We start from the raw sequence: 16,822 nt of genomic DNA on the forward strand, positions 1-16,822 counted from the left end.
TGAGAGCCTGACGATTGTAACGCCGGGGATCCGGCCGCCGTGAAGTAAACTCGCGACATCTGCAACCTAATGAAATTGGTGCCATGGCGACCAACTACGAATCCGAGATCACCCAGTTCCTGAAGGACTACAAGAAATCCCACCCTGGCACGGAAGAGCGCCAGCGCGAGGGACGCGCCCGTCTCTGGGACAAGCAGCAGGACCAGGAACTGCTCGAAGGCTTCCGCGCGGCCCGCGTGGCGCAAAAGCCGTACGTGTATCAGGCCGACTGATACTTTTGCGGCACACATGGTCCAGAACCCCTCGGTGCCGGGCGACGCCCTGGCCAAGCTAGTGGAACCGTCCGTCGACAGCACGCCCGACACCATCGATAGCGTGGCGTTTGCGCGTCTGTACGGCGAGCCGCTGTTCCAGATGCCGACGGATCTGTACATCCCGCCCGATGCGCTGGAAGTCTTTCTCGAAGCCTTCGAAGGGCCGCTGGACCTGTTGCTTTACCTGATCCGCAAGCAGAACTTCAACGTTCTGGACATCCCCATGGCGGATGTCACGCGGCAGTACCTGTCGTACGTGGATCAGATCCGCATCACCAACCTCGAACTGGCCGCTGAATATCTCTTGATGGCGGCCATGCTCATCGAGATCAAGTCGCGCATGCTGCTGCCGGTCAAAAAGACCGACACCGGCGAAGAGCCCGAGGATCCGCGCGCCGAACTGGTGCGCCGCCTGCTCGAATACGAGCAGATGAAGCTGGCCGCCCAGAAGCTGGACAAGCTGCCGCAACTGGGCCGCGATTTCGTCAGCAGCCAGGCCGTGGCCGACCTGAGCGTCGAGCGCGCGCTGCCGGATGTCAGTGTGGACGACCTGCGCGCGGCGTGGGCCGACATCATGAAGCGGGCCAAGCTTAACCAGCACCACCACATCACGCGCGAGCAGCTGTCGGTGCGCGATCACATGACGCACATCCTGCGCCGCCTGAACGACGTGCGTTTCATGGAATTCGGCGACCTGTTCATGGAGCGCGTCCGCGAGGGGGCGCCCGCCGCGGTCGTTGTCGTGCATTTCATCGCCATGCTCGAGCTGGCGCGCGAATCGCTGCTGGAGATCACGCAGGCGGAGCCTTATGCTCCCATCTACGTGCGCCTGGCGTACACCAGCGTGGCAGCGGTCGCGGCCTGATCCTGACCGGGCGCCACTCCCCCGGAGATTTCCCTTGAAAGTCGTACACACCATCCAGGAATTGCGCGATCACCTGCGCGGACAGAACCGCGTGTCGTTCGTGCCCACCATGGGCAACCTGCACGAAGGCCACCTCGCGCTCATGAAGCTGGCGCGCCAGCACGGTGATCCCGTCGTGGCCAGCATCTTCGTGAACCGCCTGCAATTCGGCCCGAATGAGGACTTCGACCAGTATCCGCGCACCCTGGCCGCCGACATCGAAAAGCTTGAAGCGGCGCGCGACGTCTACGTGCTGTTCGCGCCGAACGAGCGCGAGATGTACCCCGAACCCCAGAATTTCCGCATCCAGCCGCCCGACGACCTGGGCGACATCCTGGAAGGCGAGTTCCGTCCGGGCTTTTTCGCCGGGGTCAGCACGGTCGTGCTCAAGCTGTTCTCGTGTGTGCAGCCGCGTGTGGCCGTGTTCGGCAAGAAGGATTACCAGCAGCTGATGGTGGTGCGCAACATGTGCCGCCAGTTCCAGTTGCCCGTCGAGGTGCTGGCGCATGAAACCGTGCGCGCGGACGACGGGCTGGCGCTGTCCTCGCGCAACCGGTACCTGAGCGAAGCCGAACGTGCCGAAGCGCCGGCGCTGTACGCCGAACTGCAAGAGATCGGCCGCCGCCTGGCCCGGGGTGAGCGCGACGCCGCCGTCCTGGAGAACGACGCCGTCCAGCGCCTGACGCAGCGCGGCTGGAAGGTCGATTACGTGGCCCTGCGCCGCCAGCGCGATCTGAAGCGCCCCGAGGCCGCGGACCTGCAGGCCGGCGAACCCGTCGTGGTGCTGGCTGCCGCCAAGCTGGGCGCCACGCGGCTGATCGACAACCTGGAACTGGACTACACCGCCTGAGGCAGGCGGAAGGCGGGCTAGCCGCGGCCGCATGATGCGGGGTGTTTTGGTCACCCCCTATCAGAATTGTCAGCTTACGCCGGCTGTGACACCGGGGCAGACTGTTTGCAATCCTACATTGCAAGCGAGCTGCCCCATGTCTTTTCCTCACCCCGAACTCGACGCCGTCCTGTCCTCCCTGACCGCCCGCGAACGCCAGATCGTCGATTACGTGGCGGCCGGGCGGGCCAACAAGGTCATCGCCATCGACTTGGGCATCTCCCTGCGCACGGTCGAGGCCCATCGCGCCCGCATCTTCGCCAAACTCGGCGCCCGCAACGCCATGCAGCTTGCGTGCCGGTTGTGTGCGCACGGGCAGTCAGGCGCCTCGCCCGTCCCGGGCGCGCAGTGGCGCCCCAACCCGATGCCGCCTCCGGGCGGTGCCAGCGCGCCGGCCCAGGTGCTGCACGAACCCGCCGGCGCGTATGGCGCATGCCCATCAAAACCGGTGCCTCCCTGACGTTGGCGCCACGCTTGCCGCGCCTGCCACGCCTGCCGCGCCTGTCGGGCCTGTCGCGTCCGTCGCGTCTGTCGCGTCCGTCGCGCCTGTCGTGCTCGGCGTGCTTGCCGCGCCGCCCCAATGCCGTCGCCCAATGAATTCGGGCCTGACGAACAAAGTGTTCGTCAGGCCCGGAAAGGGGTGCGGTGGCGTGGTGTCCGGCGGCGTTCAGGCGCCGGGGGCGGACAGCCTTGCGATCAGGGGCACTTGGGCGCGGCGGCGTTTGCCAGCTCGTCGATGGGGTCCAGATCCGGCTGGCGGGTCAGGTTGTAGTTCAGGTTGGGCGTCTGGCCGCCAATCGAGCGCACGCGCAGCACGTTGTTGGCCGCAACCAGGAATTCCACCCGGACGTTGCCCTGGCCGTCCATCAGGATGACGCGCGGCGGGCGTTCGTCGGTGGCGTCCCAGCAGCCTTGCTCGGACACGGGCGGACCCTTCTTGGGATCGTTGTCCAGGTAGGCGGTGCGGCCGCGCCAACGGCCATTGGGGGCCAGCGTCAGCGTCACGCGCTGGGCCGTGCATTGCATGGCGGGCGAGAAACACGGCAGCGTGCCCATGTAGGTCTGAGGCTGCGGCACCAGGCTGTGGGTGATGCCGCTGGGCGCAGCGGCAGGCGCCGCGGCGGGAGCAGGCGCCGATTTGCCCGATCCGCCCGAGCCGCCTTCGGCGCCTTCGGGCACGGGCTGGCCGTCTTCGGTGGTCTGGCCCGCGGCAACGGCCTGCTGGTTCTGGTTCTGCTGGCGGCGCGCGTCGGGCTTGAGCTCGATCTGCACTTGCGACGGGGCGCGGATGATGTTGCGGTAGCCGGCGCCCGAGCCCTGGTACTGCGCGTCGGTCACGGTGCTTTCCGCCGGCAGGTCGTAGTAGCCTTCGGTCTTTTGCTTGGCGCAGCCGGTAGCGCCTATCACGGCGCCCGCTAACAGCAGCCCCATGACGCCGAGTTTGGGGGAGCGGGAAACGATATCGACGCGCGCGGCCATGGCAGCTTATCCGTGAATTGAGTCTGTCTCCGATTTTACGCACTTATGCGAAGATTCGATACGTTCCCCTTAGCCGTTCCCGGGCATCTGCCGCACTTTATGCACAAATTACGACATGGCCGCGCGCGGCCCCTCATCCCATGCGCCATCGCCGGCCTGTCGGATGGGCAGCCGTGTCCGGGCCACGCGGGGCGGTGACGGCGATGTGGCAAATCCTTGATCTGCCCCTGGGCGTCTTCATTGGCGCGGCGGCGCTGGCCGGCTTGTTCGTGGGCAACTGGCTGACGGTGCTGACCCATCGGCTGCCGCGCATGATGGAGCGTGAGTGGCAGGCGCAGTGCATGGACGCGGCCGGCAAGCCGCGGCCGCCGGGCCACTATGGCCTGTGGTCGCCGGCCTCGCATTGCCCCGCCTGTGAGGCGCCCCTGGATCGGATGGCGCGGATTCCCCTGCTCGGCTGGCTATTGCTGCGCGGCCGGTGCGCTGCCTGCCATGCGCCCATCGGCTGGCGCTATCCGGTCATCGAACTGCTGACCTGCGCGCTCTTTGCCGGCTGCGCGCTGCGCTTTGGCGCGACGCCGATCGCGCTTGGCGCCATGGGCCTGTCGGCCACGCTGGTGGCGCTGGCCTGGATCGATTTCGAAACGACGCTGCTGCCCGATGTGCTGACCCAGCCGCTGGTGTGGGCGGGTCTGCTGGTGAACCTCTTCGATGCGTTCGCCAGCGTGCAGATGGCGGTGGTCGGGGCCGTGGCGGGATACCTGTTCCTGTGGGTTATCTTTCATGTGTTCCGCCTGCTGACCGGGCGCGAAGGCATGGGGCAGGGCGACTTCAAGCTGCTGGCCGCGCTGGGCGCGTGGTTCGGCATCGAAGCCTTGCCAATGCTGCTTCTGAGCGCATCCCTGGTGGGCGTGCTGATTGGCGGCGCATTGACGCTGACCGGCCGCGCCCGGCGCGGCCAGCCCTTGCCCTTCGGACCCTATCTGGCGCTGGCCGGGCTGGTCATGCTGCTGTTGGGCGGCGAGCATGGCGTATTGCAATTCATGAGCACATGAGGAAAGGCGCATGTTCAAGATTGGTCTGACGGGCGGCATCGGTTCGGGCAAGTCCCGCGTGGCGGACATGCTGGCCGAGTGGGGCGCGGCCCTGGTCGACACCGACGAGATCGCGCGCGCGCTGACCGCCGCGGGCGGCGCCGCCATGCCGGCGATCGAACGCGAATTCGGCCGCGAGGCCTTGACGCCCGACGGCGCGCTGGACCGCGCATGGATGCGCGCGCAGGCATTCGCCGATCCGCAGGTCCGCCTGCGGCTTGAGGCCGTGCTGCATCCGGTCATCGGCCGCGAAACGGAACGTCAGGCGGCGACCGCTAAAGGATCGTATCTGGTCTTTGTGGTGCCCCTATTGGTCGAGTCCCTGGACCGTTGGCGCGATCGCGTGGATCGTATCTGCGTGGTGGACTGCGACCCCGAGACGCAGGTGGCCCGCGTGCAGCAGCGCAGCGGGCTGACGGAGCAGGACATCCGGCGTATCATGGCGGCACAGGCTGCGCGGGCACGCCGGTTGGAGGTCGCGGACGACGTCATACTCAACGACGCAACGACCACGCCGGATCAATTGCGCGCGCGGGCGTTGACCCTGCATGACCGCTGGCTGGCGCTGGCGACCACCACGGGCCGGTAAGCCAGCGGCTGCCGGCACCCCTGAAAATTCTTGGCCCGCCGGCCAACCACTGATAGGGCCTGTAAAAAAGCGTGATCGTTTACGAATACCCCTTCAATGAGCGCATCCGTGCTTATCTGCGGCTGGAATACCTGTTCGACAGGCTCTTCTTCTTTGCTCGCGAGGGCGACTCACGCCAGCATCAGGTTGCCGTCTCCTCATTGTTCGATCTGCTCGATGCTTGCGAACGCACCGACGTAAAGGGGGCGATCCTCCAGGACCTTGAGCGCCAGCGCCTGGCGCTGGTCGGACTGCGCGACCATCCTGGCGTTGCTCAGGACGCGCTGGAAAGCATGCTGCGCGAAATGGAAAAGGTGGCCAGCGCGCTGGCTGCACCCGGCAAGACCGGCCAGTCGCTGCGCGAGAACGAATGGCTGACCAGCCTGCGCGGCCGCTTGTCGATGCCCGGCAGCGCCACGCAGGTCGACATGCCGTCCTACTATGCCTGGCAGAACAAGCCCGAAGCCGCGCGCTGCGCGGACCTGCAGGCCTGGGTGTCGCCCTTCATTCCCCTCTATGACGGCCTGACGCTGGCGCTGCGCCTGTTGCGCGAGTCCGGCCGCAAGACCGACATCGTGGCCGAGCAGGGCGCCTACCAGCAGATGCTGGGCGGCAAACAGTTTCAGCTTCTGCGCGTCTGGGTGGATCCCGCCCAGGGCGTCTTTCCCGAGATCAGCGCCAATAAGTACATGATCTGGATACGTTTTTCCACGCAGGACGGGGAGTTCAAGCCTCAGCAGGTGGCCCGCGACGTGGCGTTCCAGATGACCTTGTGCAGTTCCTAGGCGCAAGTTACGTACGGTTTCGCGGCCCGGATTCCTGTTGCGGGTAGTTTCAGGCTGACGGCGACCAGGGCCGAAACCGGGACGGTCTAGTAGACAATACGGCTTTCCTTCCGAGTGTGCCGGAACCGAGTCCATGTCCGATAGCCGTCCCGTATCCCCACCCTCCCGCTGGAGCCGCCGCCGCGTCGTCGGTCTGGTCTTTCTGCTGCTTGCCGTCGCGGCGATTGCCTGGGTGGTGCTGCGGCCGTCGGCCAAGCAGGCAGGCCCGGGGGGGCGGACAGGCGGCAGGCCGCCCGCGGCCGCCATGGCCAACATGCCCGTCCCGGTCCGTATCGCCACCGCCGCGCAGCAGGACATCGACATCTTCCTGCGCTCGCTGGGCACCGTCACCGCCTACAACACCGTCACCGTCCGAAGCCGCGTCAGTGGCGAACTCGTGGACGTCGCGTTCCAGGAAGGCCAGCAGGTCAAGGCCGGCGACCTGCTCGCCCAGGTGGACCCGCGCGCCTTCCAGGTGGCGCTTGACCAGGCGCGCGGCACGCAGATGCAGAACCTCGCGCAGCTGGAAAACGCCCGCCGCGACCTGCAACGCTACCAGGCCCTTTTCAAGCAGGACTCCATCGCCCGCCAGCAGGTCGACACGCAGGCCGCGCTGGTGCGCCAGTACGAAGGCACGGTCAAGAGCGACCAGGCCAATGTCGACAATGCCAAGCTGCAACTGGATTACGCCCGCATCACCGCGCCGATCAGCGGCCGCCTGGGCCTGCGTCAGGTCGACCGCGGCAATCTGGTGTCCAGCTCGGACACCAACGGGCTGGTCGTCATCACCCAGACCCAGCCCATCTCCGTCGTCTTCACCCTGCCCGAAACGCAGCTGCCGGAAGTGCGCGCCGAGTTGGCGGCCGGCAAGATGCTGACCGTCGACGCCTATGACCGCGCCGACACCCGCCGCATCGCCTCGGGCACGCTCGAGACGCTGGACAACCAGATCGACGTGGCAACCGGCACGCTCAAGCTCAAGGCCCGCTTCGACAACACCGACGATGCGCTTTTCCCCAACCAGTTCGTCAACGTGCGGCTGCACGTGCTGACCCGCAAGGACGTGACGGCCATTCCGACGGCCGCGGTCCAGCAGGGTTCGGCCGGCGCGTTCGTCTTCCTGGTGCAGGACGACAACACGATCGCGGTGCGCCCGGTGAAGCTGGGCGCCATCAATGCCGGCATGGTCGCCGTCAACGAAGGTCTCAAGCCCGGGGATCGGGTCGTCACCGAAGGCACGGACCGCCTGCGCGCCGGCGCCAAGGTGGAAATCGTGGGCGGCGCCGAGGTCATTCCCGCCGCCCGCGACAAGTCGCTCGGCGCGGGCGCGCCGGCCGGCACCACGCCCGCGGCCAAGTAAGCAGAGAACGCCGTGAGCCCGTCGCGCCTATTCATCCTGCGCCCCGTGGCCACCACCCTGTCGATGGTGGCCATCCTGATCGCGGGCCTCATCGCCTACCGTTTCCTGCCCGTCTCGGCGCTGCCCGAGGTCGACTACCCCACGATCCAGGTCGTGACGCTGTACCCCGGGGCTAGCCCCGACGTCATGACCTCGCTGGTCACCTCGCCACTGGAGCGGCAGTTCGGCCAGATGCCCGGCCTGAACCAGATGTCGTCCACCAGTTCGGGCGGCGCCTCGGTCATCACGCTGCAATTCAATCTGACGCTGCCGCTGGACGTGGCCGAGCAGCAGGTGCAGGCGGCCATCAATGCCGCCTCGAACCTGCTGCCGTCCGACCTGCCGGTGCCGCCCACCTACAACAAGGTCAATCCCGCGGACGCGGCCGTGCTGACGCTGGCAATCACGTCTCCCACCATGCCGCTGCCGCAGGTGCGCGACCTGGTCGATACGCGCGTGGCGCAGAAGCTGTCGCAGATTCCCGGCGTGGGCCTGGTCAGCGTGGCGGGCGGGCAGCGGCCCGCGGTGCGCGTCCAGGTGAATCCGCAGGCGCTGGCGGCCAACGGCTTGTCGCTGACCGACCTGCGCACTGCGATCGTCGGCGCCAACGTCAATCAGCCCAAGGGCAACCTGGACGGCCCGCAGCGCTCCACCACCATCAACGCCAACGACCAGCTCAAGTCGCCCACCGACTACAACAGCCTGATCATCGCGTACAAGAACGGCGCGCCGCTGCGGTTGGCCGACGTGGCGCGCGCGGTCGAGGGGGCCGAGGACACGCGCCAGGCCGCGTGGGCCGGCGACAAGCCCGCCATCCTGCTGAACATCCAGCGCCAGCCCGGCGCCAACGTGATCGACGTGGTCGACCGCATCCAGGCGCTGATGCCGCAGCTGCGCGCCGCGCTGCCCGCCACGCTGGACGTGACGGTGGTGTCAGACCGCACGCAGACCATCCGCGACTCGGTCGCCGACGTGCAGTTTGAAATGCTGCTGGCCGTGGGGCTGGTGGTCATGGTCACGTTCGTGTTCCTGCGCAGCATGACGGCCACGCTGATTCCCAGCGTCGTCGTGCCGCTGTCGCTGGTGGGCACGTTCGGCATCATGTATCTGTCCGGGTTCTCCATCAACAACCTGACGCTGATGGCGCTGACCATCGCCACGGGCTTCGTGGTGGACGACGCGATCGTGATGATCGAGAACATCGCCCGCCATATCGAGGAAGGCGAAAAGCCGATGCAGGCCGCGCTGAAAGGCGCGTCGCAGATCGGCTTCACGCTGATCTCGCTGACCCTGTCGCTGATCGCCGTGCTGATCCCGCTGCTCTTCATGACCGAAGTCGTGGGCCGGCTGTTCCGCGAATTCGCGATCACGCTGGCGGTGGCCATCCTGATTTCGCTGTTGGTGTCGCTGACGCTCACGCCCATGATGTGCGCGCGCCTCTTGCGTTCGGAATCCGAAACGAAGCATGGGCGCTTTCATCGCGCCACGGGCGCATTCATCGACCGCGTCATCGCCGCGTACGACCGCATGCTGCAGGTGGTGTTGCGCCATCAGACGCTGACGCTGGTGGTGGCGGTGGCGACCTTTGCGCTGACCGTGCTGCTGTACATGGTAGTGCCCAAGGGGTTCTTCCCGCAGCAGGACACCGGCCTCATCCAGGCCATCACGCAGGCGCCGCAGTCCATTTCGTTTGCCGCCATGTCCGAGCGCCAGCAGGCCGCAGCCCGCCTGGTGCTGCAGGATCCCGACGTGGCCGCCGTGTCATCCTTCATCGGCGTGGATGGCAGCAACGCCACGCTCAGCGCCGGCCGCATGCAGATTTCGCTCAAACCCCAGGCCGAGCGCACCGGCGATCTGCGCGCGGTGATGGCGCGCCTGCAGGAAAACCTGAACAAGCAGGACGGCCTGACCGTCTACATGCAGCCGGTGCAGGACCTGACCATCGAAGACCGCGTCAGCCGCACGCAGTATCAGATGACGCTGTCCAATCCCGACCTGAAGGTGCTGAGCGAATGGACGCCCAAGCTGGTCGACCGCCTGCGCGCCGTGCCCGGCCTGATGGACGTGGCCGACGATCTGCAGGACGACGGCTTGCAGACCTGGGTGGAAATCGACCGCGACGCCGCCTCGCGCCTGGGCATCACCGCCGCCATCATCGACGAGGCGCTGTACAACGCCTTTGGCCAGCGGCTGATCTCCACGATCTTCACGCAGTCCAACCAGTACCGCGTGGTGCTCGAGGTGCTGCCGCAGTTCCAGATGTCGCCCAGCGCGCTCGGGCAGATTCACGTGCCCACGTCCTCGGGCGCGCAGGTGCCGCTGTCGTCGGTCGCGCACATCAGCGAAGGCAGGACGGTGCTGGCCGTGAACCGGCTCGACCAGTTCCCGATGGTGACGGTGTCGTTCAATCTGGCGCCGGGCGCCTCGCTGTCCGACGCGGTCGAGAACATCAAGGCGGCCGAAGCCGAGATCGGCATGCCGGCCGGCGTCGAGACCCGCTTCCAGGGCGCGGCGCTGGCGTTCCAGAATTCGCTGTCCAGCACGCTGTGGCTGATCCTGGCGGCCGTGGTCACGATGTACATCGTGCTTGGCGTTCTGTACGAAAGCTACATCCATCCCATCACCATCCTGTCCACGCTGCCGTCGGCGGGCGTGGGGGCGCTGCTGGCGCTGCTCATCAGCGGCACCGAGCTGGACATGATCGGCATCATCGGGATCATCCTGCTGATCGGCATCGTCAAGAAAAACGCCATCATGATGATCGACTTTGCGCTGGATGCCGAACGCAAGCGCGGCTTGGCGCCGCGCGAGGCCATCCACGAGGCCGCGCTGCTGCGCTTTCGGCCCATCCTGATGACCACGCTGGCGGCGCTGTTCGGCGCCTTGCCGCTGATGCTGTCGACCGGCACGGGCGCTGAATTGCGCCAGCCGCTGGGCCTGGTCATGGTCGGCGGCCTGCTGCTGTCGCAGGTGCTGACGCTGTTCACCACGCCCGTCATCTATCTGATGTTCGACCGCATGTCGCGCCGCTGGCGCGGGGCGGGCGCGCAATCGGCCGGAGCCGCCCGATGATCCTGTCGGCGCCCTTCATCGTCCGGCCGGTGGCGACCACGCTGCTGAGCCTGGCGGTCGTGCTGGCCGGCATGCTTGCGTTCTTCCTCTTGCCGGTCGCGCCCTTGCCGCAGGTGGACATTCCGACCATTTCGGTGTCGGCCAGCCTGCCCGGCGCCAGCCCCGAGACCATGGCCTCCAGCGTCGCCACGCCGCTGGAGCGGTCGCTGGGCAGCATCGCGGGGGTCACCGAAATGACCTCGCGCAGCTCGCAGGGCTCTACCCGCATCACGTTGCAGTTCGACCTGTCGCGCGACATCAACGGCGCCGCGCGCGACGTTCAGGCCGCCATCAACGCGGCGCGCTCGCTGCTGCCCACGGGGCTGCGCAGCAATCCCACGTATCACAAGTCCAATCCGTCGGACGCGCCCATCCTGACGCTGGCGCTGACTTCCGACACGCTCAGCCAGGGCCAGCTCTACGATCTGGCGTCCACCATCGTGGCGCAGAAGCTGGCCCAGGTGGACGGGGTGGGCGAGGTCACGGTGGGCGGCAGCTCGCTGCCGGCCGTGCGCGTGACCGTGCTGCCCGGCGCCCTGGCCAATCAGGGCGTGTCGCTGGACGAATTGCGCGCCACGCTGGCCAACGCCAATGCCAACCGGCCCAAGGGCGTGCTGGAGAACGACCGCTACCACTGGCAGATCATGGTCAGCGACCAGCTCAGCCGCGCCGAGGAATACCGGCCGCTGATCGTGGCGTGGCGCGATGGCCGGCCGGTGCGCGTGTCCGACGTGGCCCGCGTCGAGGACTCGGTCGAAGACCTTTACCAGACCGGCTTTTACAACGACCGCAACGCCATCCTGATGATCGTGCGCCGGCAGGCCGACGCCAACATCATCGAAGCCGTGGACGCCGTGCGCGCCCAGCTTCCCGTCTTGCAGGCGCTGATGCCCGCAGACGTCAACATGCGGGTTGCGCAGGACCGCACGCCCAGCATCCGGGCGTCGCTGCACGAGGCCGAGCTGACGCTCATCATCGCCGTGGGACTGGTGGTGCTGGTGGTGCTGCTGTTCCTGCGGCGCTGGCGGGCGGCGATCATTCCCAGCGTGGCGGTGCCGGTGTCGCTGATCGGCACGTTCTGCATCATGTACCTGTGCGGCTACACGCTGAACACCATCTCACTGATGGCATTGATCGTCGCGACCGGCTTTGTCGTGGACGACGCGATCGTGGTGCTCGAGAACATCATGCGTCACGTCGAACGCGGCATGTCGCCAATGCGCGCCGCGCTGCGCGGCTCGCGCGAAGTCGGATTCACGGTGCTGTCGATGAGCCTGTCGCTGGTGGCGGTGTTCATCCCCATCCTGCTGATGGGCGGCGTGGTCGGGCGCCTGTTCCGCGAGTTCGCGGTCACCTTGTCGGCGTCGATCCTGGTGTCGCTGGTGGTGTCGCTGACGCTTACGCCCATGATGTGCGCGCGCCTGCTGCGGCCCGAACCCAAGGAACAGAAGCCGCCGGGCCGGCTGGCCCGCTGGTCCGAACGCGCCTTCGAATCGATGCAGAACGGCTATCGCGTGTCGCTCGGCTGGGCGCTGGCGCACGGGCGGCTGATGATGCTGACGCTGGCGATCGCCGTGGGCCTGAACGTGTACCTGTATACAGTGGTGCCCAAGGGATTTTTCCCGCAGCAGGACACGGGTCAGCTGCTGGGCTTTTTCCGGGTGGACCAGGGCACGTCGTTCCAGGCCACGCTGCCCAAGCTGGAGGCGCTGCGCAAGGTGGTGCTGGCCGATCCGGCCGTGCAAAGCATGACCGGCTACGCCGGCGGGCGCGGCGGCAGCAACAGCAGCTTCATGCAGATCCAGTTAAAGCCGCTGGACGAGCGCAAGGTCTCTGCCGACGTGGTCATCAACCGCTTGCGCGCCAAGCTGCAGAACATGCCCGGAGCGCGCATGTTCCTGGTGTCGCAGCAGGATATCCGCATTGGCGGGCGCCAAAGCCAGGGTTCGTACGACTACACCCTGATGTCTGGCGACCTGCAGCTGCTGCGCACGTGGATGCCCAAGGTGCAGCAGGCGATGGCCAAGATTCCGGAGATCACCGATGTGGACGCCGACGTCGAGGACCGGGGCCGCGAGATCAACCTGGTCATTGACCGGGAAGCCGCGACGCGGCTGGGCATCAGCATGGCCACCATCTCCACGGTGCTGAACAATTCGTTCAGCCAGCGCCAGGTGTCGGTCATGTACGGGCCGCTCAACCAGTATCACGTGGTGCTGGGCGTGGACCCGAAGTTCGCGCAGGACATCGAGTCGCTGCGCCAGGTCGAAGTCATCACCGCGGACGGCGCGCGTGTGCCGCTGCCGGCGTTCACCAAGCTTGAAAACGCCAACGCACCGCTCAGTGTGAGTCACCAGGGGCTGTTCGTGGCGGACACCATCTCGTTCAGCCTTGCGCCCGGCGTGTCGCTGGGACAGGCGACCACCGCGATCGACAACGCGGTGGCCCGCATCGGCCTGCCGTCCGACCAGATCCAGGCGGGCTTTCAGGGCACCGCCGCCGCGTTGCAGCAGACGCTGTCGCAACAGCCCTGGCTGATCCTGGCCGCGCTGGTCACCATGTACATCGTGCTGGGCATCCTGTACGAAAGCTTCGTCCACCCGCTCACCATCCTGTCCACGCTGCCGTCGGCGGGCCTGGGCGCGCTGCTTGCGCTGCTGCTGGTGCGCCATGACTTCACCTTGATCGCGCTGATCGGGGTGTTCCTGCTCATTGGCATCGTCAAGAAGAACGCCATCATGATGGTGGACTTTGCGCTGGACGCCGAGCGCCACCACGGCATGACGCCGCGCGACGCCATCTTCCAGGCCTGCCTGACGCGCTTTAGGCCCATCATGATGACCACGATGGCGGCCATCTTCGGCGCGCTGCCGCTGGTGCTGGCCACGGGCGCCGGCGTCGAGATGCGCCAGCCGCTGGGCATTACCATCGTGGGCGGCCTGGTGCTGAGCCAGATCCTCACGCTGTACACCACCCCGGTGGTCTATCTTTATCTGGATCGCTTCCGCCTGTGGGCCGCACGCCGGCGCGCGGGGCGGGCCGGCGATTCCGCTTCCATCAAACACACATGATCCGTACCACGCCGTCTGCTTTCGCCTCATTTCCCCGCGCCGCGATCACGCTTGCGCTGTGCGCGCTGCTGGGCGCGTGCGCGGTCGGGCCCGACTATCAGCGTCCGGCGCTCGACGTGGGCGCCGCGTACAAGGAAGGCCAGGTCGAGGTGCCCGGCTGGAAGCCCGCGCAACCGCGCGACGAGGCCGATCGCGGCGCGTGGTGGACGGTTTACGACGACACCACGCTGAACGGCCTGGTGGACCGTCTGAACACTTCGAACCAGACCATTGCGCAGGCCGAGGCGAACTACCGCCAGGCGCTTGGCCTGGTGCGCGGCGCGCGCTCGGGCTTTTTTCCGACCGTGGGCGCGGGGGCAGGCATGAGCCGCAGCGGCAACGGCGGGCAAAGCGGTTCGTCCACCGGTTCCGGCGGCAACGTATCCAACCAGTATTCGCTGACCGGCAGCGTCAGCTGGGAGCTTGACGTCTGGGGCCGCGTGCGCCGCAGCGTCGAGTCCTCGGAAGCCAGCGCCGCCGCCAGCCTGGCCGACCTGGGCGCGACCCGGCTGAGCGCGCAGGCCGCGTTGGTGCAGACCTATCTGCAATTGCGCGTGCTGGACGAGCAGAAGCGTCTGCTCGACGCCACCGTGGCCGCCTATGAAAAATCCCTGCAGCTCACGCAGAACCGCTATGAGGTCGGCGTGGCCGGCCAAGCCGACGTGGCGGTGGCGCGCACGCAGCTGGAAAGCACGCGCGCGCAGTCCATCGACCTGGACTGGCAGCGCGGCCAGTACGAGCACGCGATCGCCGTCCTGATGGGCCTGGCGCCGTCCCAATTCAGCCTGCCGCCGGCCGTCTTCGCGTTGCGGCTGCCGCAGATTCCCGTGGGCCTGCCGTCCGAACTGCTCGAACGCCGTCCCGACGTGGCGGCCGCCGAACGCCGCGCCGCCGCCGCCAACGCGCAGATCGGCGTGGCGCAGGCCGCGTGGTTCCCCAGCCTGACCCTGTCGGCCGACGGCGGTTTTCGCAATGGCGAGTTTGCCGAACTGCTGACGGCGCCCGCGCGCTTCTGGTCGCTGGGACCGGCGCTGGCCCTGACGATCTTCGACGGCGGCGCGCGCGAGGCCCAGGTCGAGCAGGCCCGCGCGTCCTATGACTCGCAGGCCGCGGCCTACCGGCAGGCGGCGTTGACCGGGCTGCGCGAGGTCGAGGATTACCTGATTCAGCTGCGGGTGATGGAGCAGGAGCAGATCGTGCAGCGGCGCGCGCTGGAATCCGCGCGGGAATCGCTGCGTCTGATTCAGAACCAGTACAAGGCGGGCCTCGTTGACTACCTGAGCGTGGCCGTGGTCGACGCCACCGCACTCAACAGCGAGCGCAATGCCCTGAGCCTGCTGGGCAACCGGCTCGTGGCCAGCGTCAACCTGATCGTCGCGCTGGGCGGCGGCTGGGAAGGTCTGCCGCCCGTGGAAACGGCGCGGGCGGACGCCGCGACCTCGCCGGCGGTGGCGCCTGCATCGGGGCCTGCATCGGCGCCTGCGTCGCAAACAGCTGCGCCGCAAGCCCCGGCGCAACAAACGCCGCCGGCGCCGTCCCGCTAGCCGCGGGTAGCCTGCCCTACAAACCCACGGCCTTCAGATCCGGCCGCTGGCGATGCCAGTCGGTGACCGCCTGGAACGCGATGCCAATCCGGCCCAGCACGGCCTCCGCGTTCGGCTTTCCCAGCAACTGCACGCCCAGCGGCAGGCCGTCGCTGGTAAAGCCCGCGGGCAGCGCCAGTCCTGCGGCGTTGACGTAGTTGCCGGCGCGGGTAAACGACGCAAGCGGCGTGGCGGTTTCATCGACGTCGGCCAGCTGCCGCGCGCCGAACGGCACGCAAGGCGTCAGCACCGCGTCGAACTCCTGCATCCAGTCCAGCCAGTCGCGGCGCGCCTGCGCATGCGCCTGTAACGCGCCGATGTAGTCGGCCGCCGAGATTCCCTTGCCCGACAGCACGCGGGTGCGCACGTACTGGCCGATGGGCTGCGCCGTGTCCTCGATGTGGCCGCGGTGCAGCGCATACGCTTCCGCGGCGATGATCTGGCCGTTGCGTTGCATCATCTCGTGAAAATCGAAGGGCAGCGGCGTTTCCTGCACGTCGGCGCCCAGCGCGGCCAGCACGCGGCGCGCGTCGTCCAGGGCTGACAGCGCATCGGCTTCCACGGCAACGGGGTGCTGTGCAACCGGCATCAACGCGATCCGCTTGCCGCGCAGCGGTTGCGGGCCGGAATACGGCTCGCGGTAATCGAAGGCGGGAATGCCGAACGTCAGGGGATCATGGGTGTCGGATCCGGCCATCAGCGCGGTCAGCAGCATTGCGTCGCGGGCGTCGCGCGTCAGCGGGCCCAAGGTGTCCAGCGTGGGCGACAGCGCCACCGCGCCGTGCAGGCTGATCAGTCCGCGCGTGGTCTTCAAGCCGGTGATGCCGTTCAGCGCCGCTGGAATCCGGACCGAGCCGCCGGTGTCCGACCCCAGCGCCGCGGGCGCCAGCCCGGCCGCGACGGCAACGCCGGACCCGCTGGACGAGCCGCCGGGCACCCGTGCGCGATTCAGGTCCCACGGATTGCGGGGCGTGCCCATCACCGGATTGGTGCCCCAGCCGCCAAAGGCGAATTCGACCATGTGCGTCTTGCCCAGCAGCACCATGCCCGCGTTCAGCAGCCGCGCCACCGCGGTGGCGGTGACGCCGCTGCGCCGCTCGCGCCAGGCCTCGGAGCCCGCCGTGGTGATCTGCCCCTGGATGTCGCACAGGTCCTTGATGGCCACGGGGATGCCGTCCAGGGCGCTGAGCATCCCATAGCCGGCTCGCCGGCGTGCGTCGGACGCCTCGGCAAGCCGTAGCGCGCCTGCGCTGTCCACGCTGACGAAGGCGCCCAACGCCCGGTTGGCCCGGTCGATCCGGTCCAGGAAGTGGCGCGTCACTTCCACGGCACTGTAGCGGCCCTTCGCCAGCCCGTCCGCCAGATCGCTCATCGTGGCAAATGCGATTTCAGACATGCGTTCCTCGATGTAATGCCGATTGCCTGCCGGGCCGCGCGTGGCGGCCAGGCCTCGGGATGTAGCGTGCAACGGCGCGCACGTTTGGTCT

General features: G+C 67.6%; 12 protein-coding genes and 1 pseudogene. 11 read left to right on the forward strand and 2 right to left on the reverse strand.

The window, feature by feature from the left end:
- Window positions 1-83: 83 nt before the first annotated feature.
- The 4 genes from LN047_RS02560 to LN047_RS02575 all read left to right on the forward strand — a co-directional run bounded on the left by LN047_RS02560 (window position 84) and on the right by LN047_RS02575 (window position 2,567).
- Window positions 84-272: a DUF3460 family protein gene (locus tag LN047_RS02560; RefSeq protein ID WP_056327507.1), complete on the forward strand. Its 189-nt coding sequence runs from the start codon at window positions 84-86 to the stop codon at window positions 270-272.
- Window positions 273-288: 16 nt separating this feature from the next.
- A complete protein-coding gene (locus LN047_RS02565; RefSeq protein WP_056327505.1) occupies window positions 289-1,179 on the forward strand; it encodes a ScpA family protein in 891 nt (296 codons plus the stop codon).
- 34 nt (window positions 1,180-1,213) lie between these two features.
- Window positions 1,214-2,068, forward strand: coding sequence for a pantoate--beta-alanine ligase (gene panC, locus LN047_RS02570; protein WP_280002707.1), 855 nt, complete (start codon window positions 1,214-1,216; stop codon window positions 2,066-2,068).
- 136 nt (window positions 2,069-2,204) lie between these two features.
- Window positions 2,205-2,567, forward strand: a complete 363-nt coding sequence (locus LN047_RS02575) for a helix-turn-helix transcriptional regulator (RefSeq protein ID WP_280002706.1) — start codon at window positions 2,205-2,207, stop codon at window positions 2,565-2,567.
- Between the two features lie 236 nt (window positions 2,568-2,803).
- Here LN047_RS02575 and LN047_RS02580 read toward each other — a convergent pair whose 3' ends face one another.
- On the reverse strand, window positions 2,804-3,586 hold the full coding sequence (locus tag LN047_RS02580; protein WP_373981105.1) for a hypothetical protein: 783 nt from the start codon (window positions 3,584-3,586) through the stop codon (window positions 2,804-2,806).
- A 203-nt stretch (window positions 3,587-3,789) separates the two neighbouring features.
- Between LN047_RS02580 and LN047_RS02585 the strand changes: the two genes are divergently transcribed.
- The 7 genes and pseudogenes from LN047_RS02585 (at window position 3,790) to LN047_RS02615 (ending at window position 15,296) form a co-directional block, all read left to right on the forward strand.
- On the forward strand, window positions 3,790-4,641 hold the full coding sequence (locus LN047_RS02585; RefSeq protein ID WP_373981106.1) for an A24 family peptidase: 852 nt from the start codon (window positions 3,790-3,792) through the stop codon (window positions 4,639-4,641).
- 10 nt (window positions 4,642-4,651) lie between these two features.
- Window positions 4,652-5,294: pseudogene (gene coaE / locus LN047_RS02590) on the forward strand (dephospho-CoA kinase); the annotation flags it as partial.
- A 46-nt stretch (window positions 5,295-5,340) separates the two neighbouring features.
- Window positions 5,341-6,093: a cell division protein ZapD gene (gene zapD, locus LN047_RS02595; RefSeq protein WP_056327494.1), complete on the forward strand. Its 753-nt coding sequence runs from the start codon at window positions 5,341-5,343 to the stop codon at window positions 6,091-6,093.
- A 133-nt stretch (window positions 6,094-6,226) separates the two neighbouring features.
- Entirely contained in the window at window positions 6,227-7,492 is a 1,266-nt protein-coding gene (locus tag LN047_RS02600) for an MdtA/MuxA family multidrug efflux RND transporter periplasmic adaptor subunit (RefSeq protein WP_373981107.1), read from the forward strand.
- 12 nt (window positions 7,493-7,504) lie between these two features.
- Complete coding sequence (locus LN047_RS02605; RefSeq protein WP_373981108.1) at window positions 7,505-10,603, forward strand: MdtB/MuxB family multidrug efflux RND transporter permease subunit; 3,099 nt, start codon at window positions 7,505-7,507, stop codon at window positions 10,601-10,603.
- Window positions 10,600-13,713 carry a multidrug efflux RND transporter permease subunit gene (locus LN047_RS02610; protein ID WP_373981109.1) on the forward strand — a complete coding sequence of 1,038 codons (3,114 nt, stop codon included), beginning with the start codon at window positions 10,600-10,602 and terminating at the stop codon, window positions 13,711-13,713. The genes LN047_RS02605 and LN047_RS02610 overlap by 4 nt, the downstream gene beginning before the upstream one ends.
- Window positions 13,710-15,296 (forward strand): efflux transporter outer membrane subunit, encoded by a 1,587-nt coding sequence (locus tag LN047_RS02615; protein WP_373981110.1) that lies wholly within the window; start codon window positions 13,710-13,712, stop codon window positions 15,294-15,296. Before LN047_RS02610 ends, LN047_RS02615 begins: the two co-directional genes overlap by 4 nt.
- A 16-nt stretch (window positions 15,297-15,312) precedes the next feature.
- Here the strand turns inward: LN047_RS02615 and LN047_RS02620 are convergent, their stop codons facing one another.
- Window positions 15,313-16,731, reverse strand: a complete 1,419-nt coding sequence (locus LN047_RS02620; protein WP_373981111.1) for an amidase — start codon at window positions 16,729-16,731, stop codon at window positions 15,313-15,315.
- Between the last annotated feature and the right edge of the window lie 91 nt (window positions 16,732-16,822).

Source organism: Achromobacter sp. JD417 (assembly GCF_041879325.1).
Taxonomy (GTDB): domain Bacteria; phylum Pseudomonadota; class Gammaproteobacteria; order Burkholderiales; family Burkholderiaceae_B; genus Achromobacter; species Achromobacter mucicolens.

Bases quoted from the DNA above. Each gene is read 5' to 3' on its own strand.
- LN047_RS02600 (WP_373981107.1), top strand. From the start codon at position 6,227: ATGTCCGATAGCCGTCCCGTATCCCCACCCTCCCGCTGGAGCCGCCGC.
- LN047_RS02560 (WP_056327507.1), top strand. From the start codon at position 84: ATGGCGACCAACTACGAATCCGAGATCACCCAGTTCCTGAAGGACTAC.
- LN047_RS02580 (WP_373981105.1), bottom strand. From the start codon at position 3,586: ATGGCCGCGCGCGTCGATATCGTTTCCCGCTCCCCCAAACTCGGCGTC.
- LN047_RS02565 (WP_056327505.1), top strand. From the start codon at position 289: ATGGTCCAGAACCCCTCGGTGCCGGGCGACGCCCTGGCCAAGCTAGTG.
- LN047_RS02620 (WP_373981111.1), bottom strand. From the start codon at position 16,731: ATGTCTGAAATCGCATTTGCCACGATGAGCGATCTGGCGGACGGGCTG.
- LN047_RS02575 (WP_280002706.1), top strand. From the start codon at position 2,205: ATGTCTTTTCCTCACCCCGAACTCGACGCCGTCCTGTCCTCCCTGACC.
- LN047_RS02585 (WP_373981106.1), top strand. From the start codon at position 3,790: ATGTGGCAAATCCTTGATCTGCCCCTGGGCGTCTTCATTGGCGCGGCG.
- LN047_RS02615 (WP_373981110.1), top strand. From the start codon at position 13,710: ATGATCCGTACCACGCCGTCTGCTTTCGCCTCATTTCCCCGCGCCGCG.
- LN047_RS02610 (WP_373981109.1), top strand. From the start codon at position 10,600: ATGATCCTGTCGGCGCCCTTCATCGTCCGGCCGGTGGCGACCACGCTG.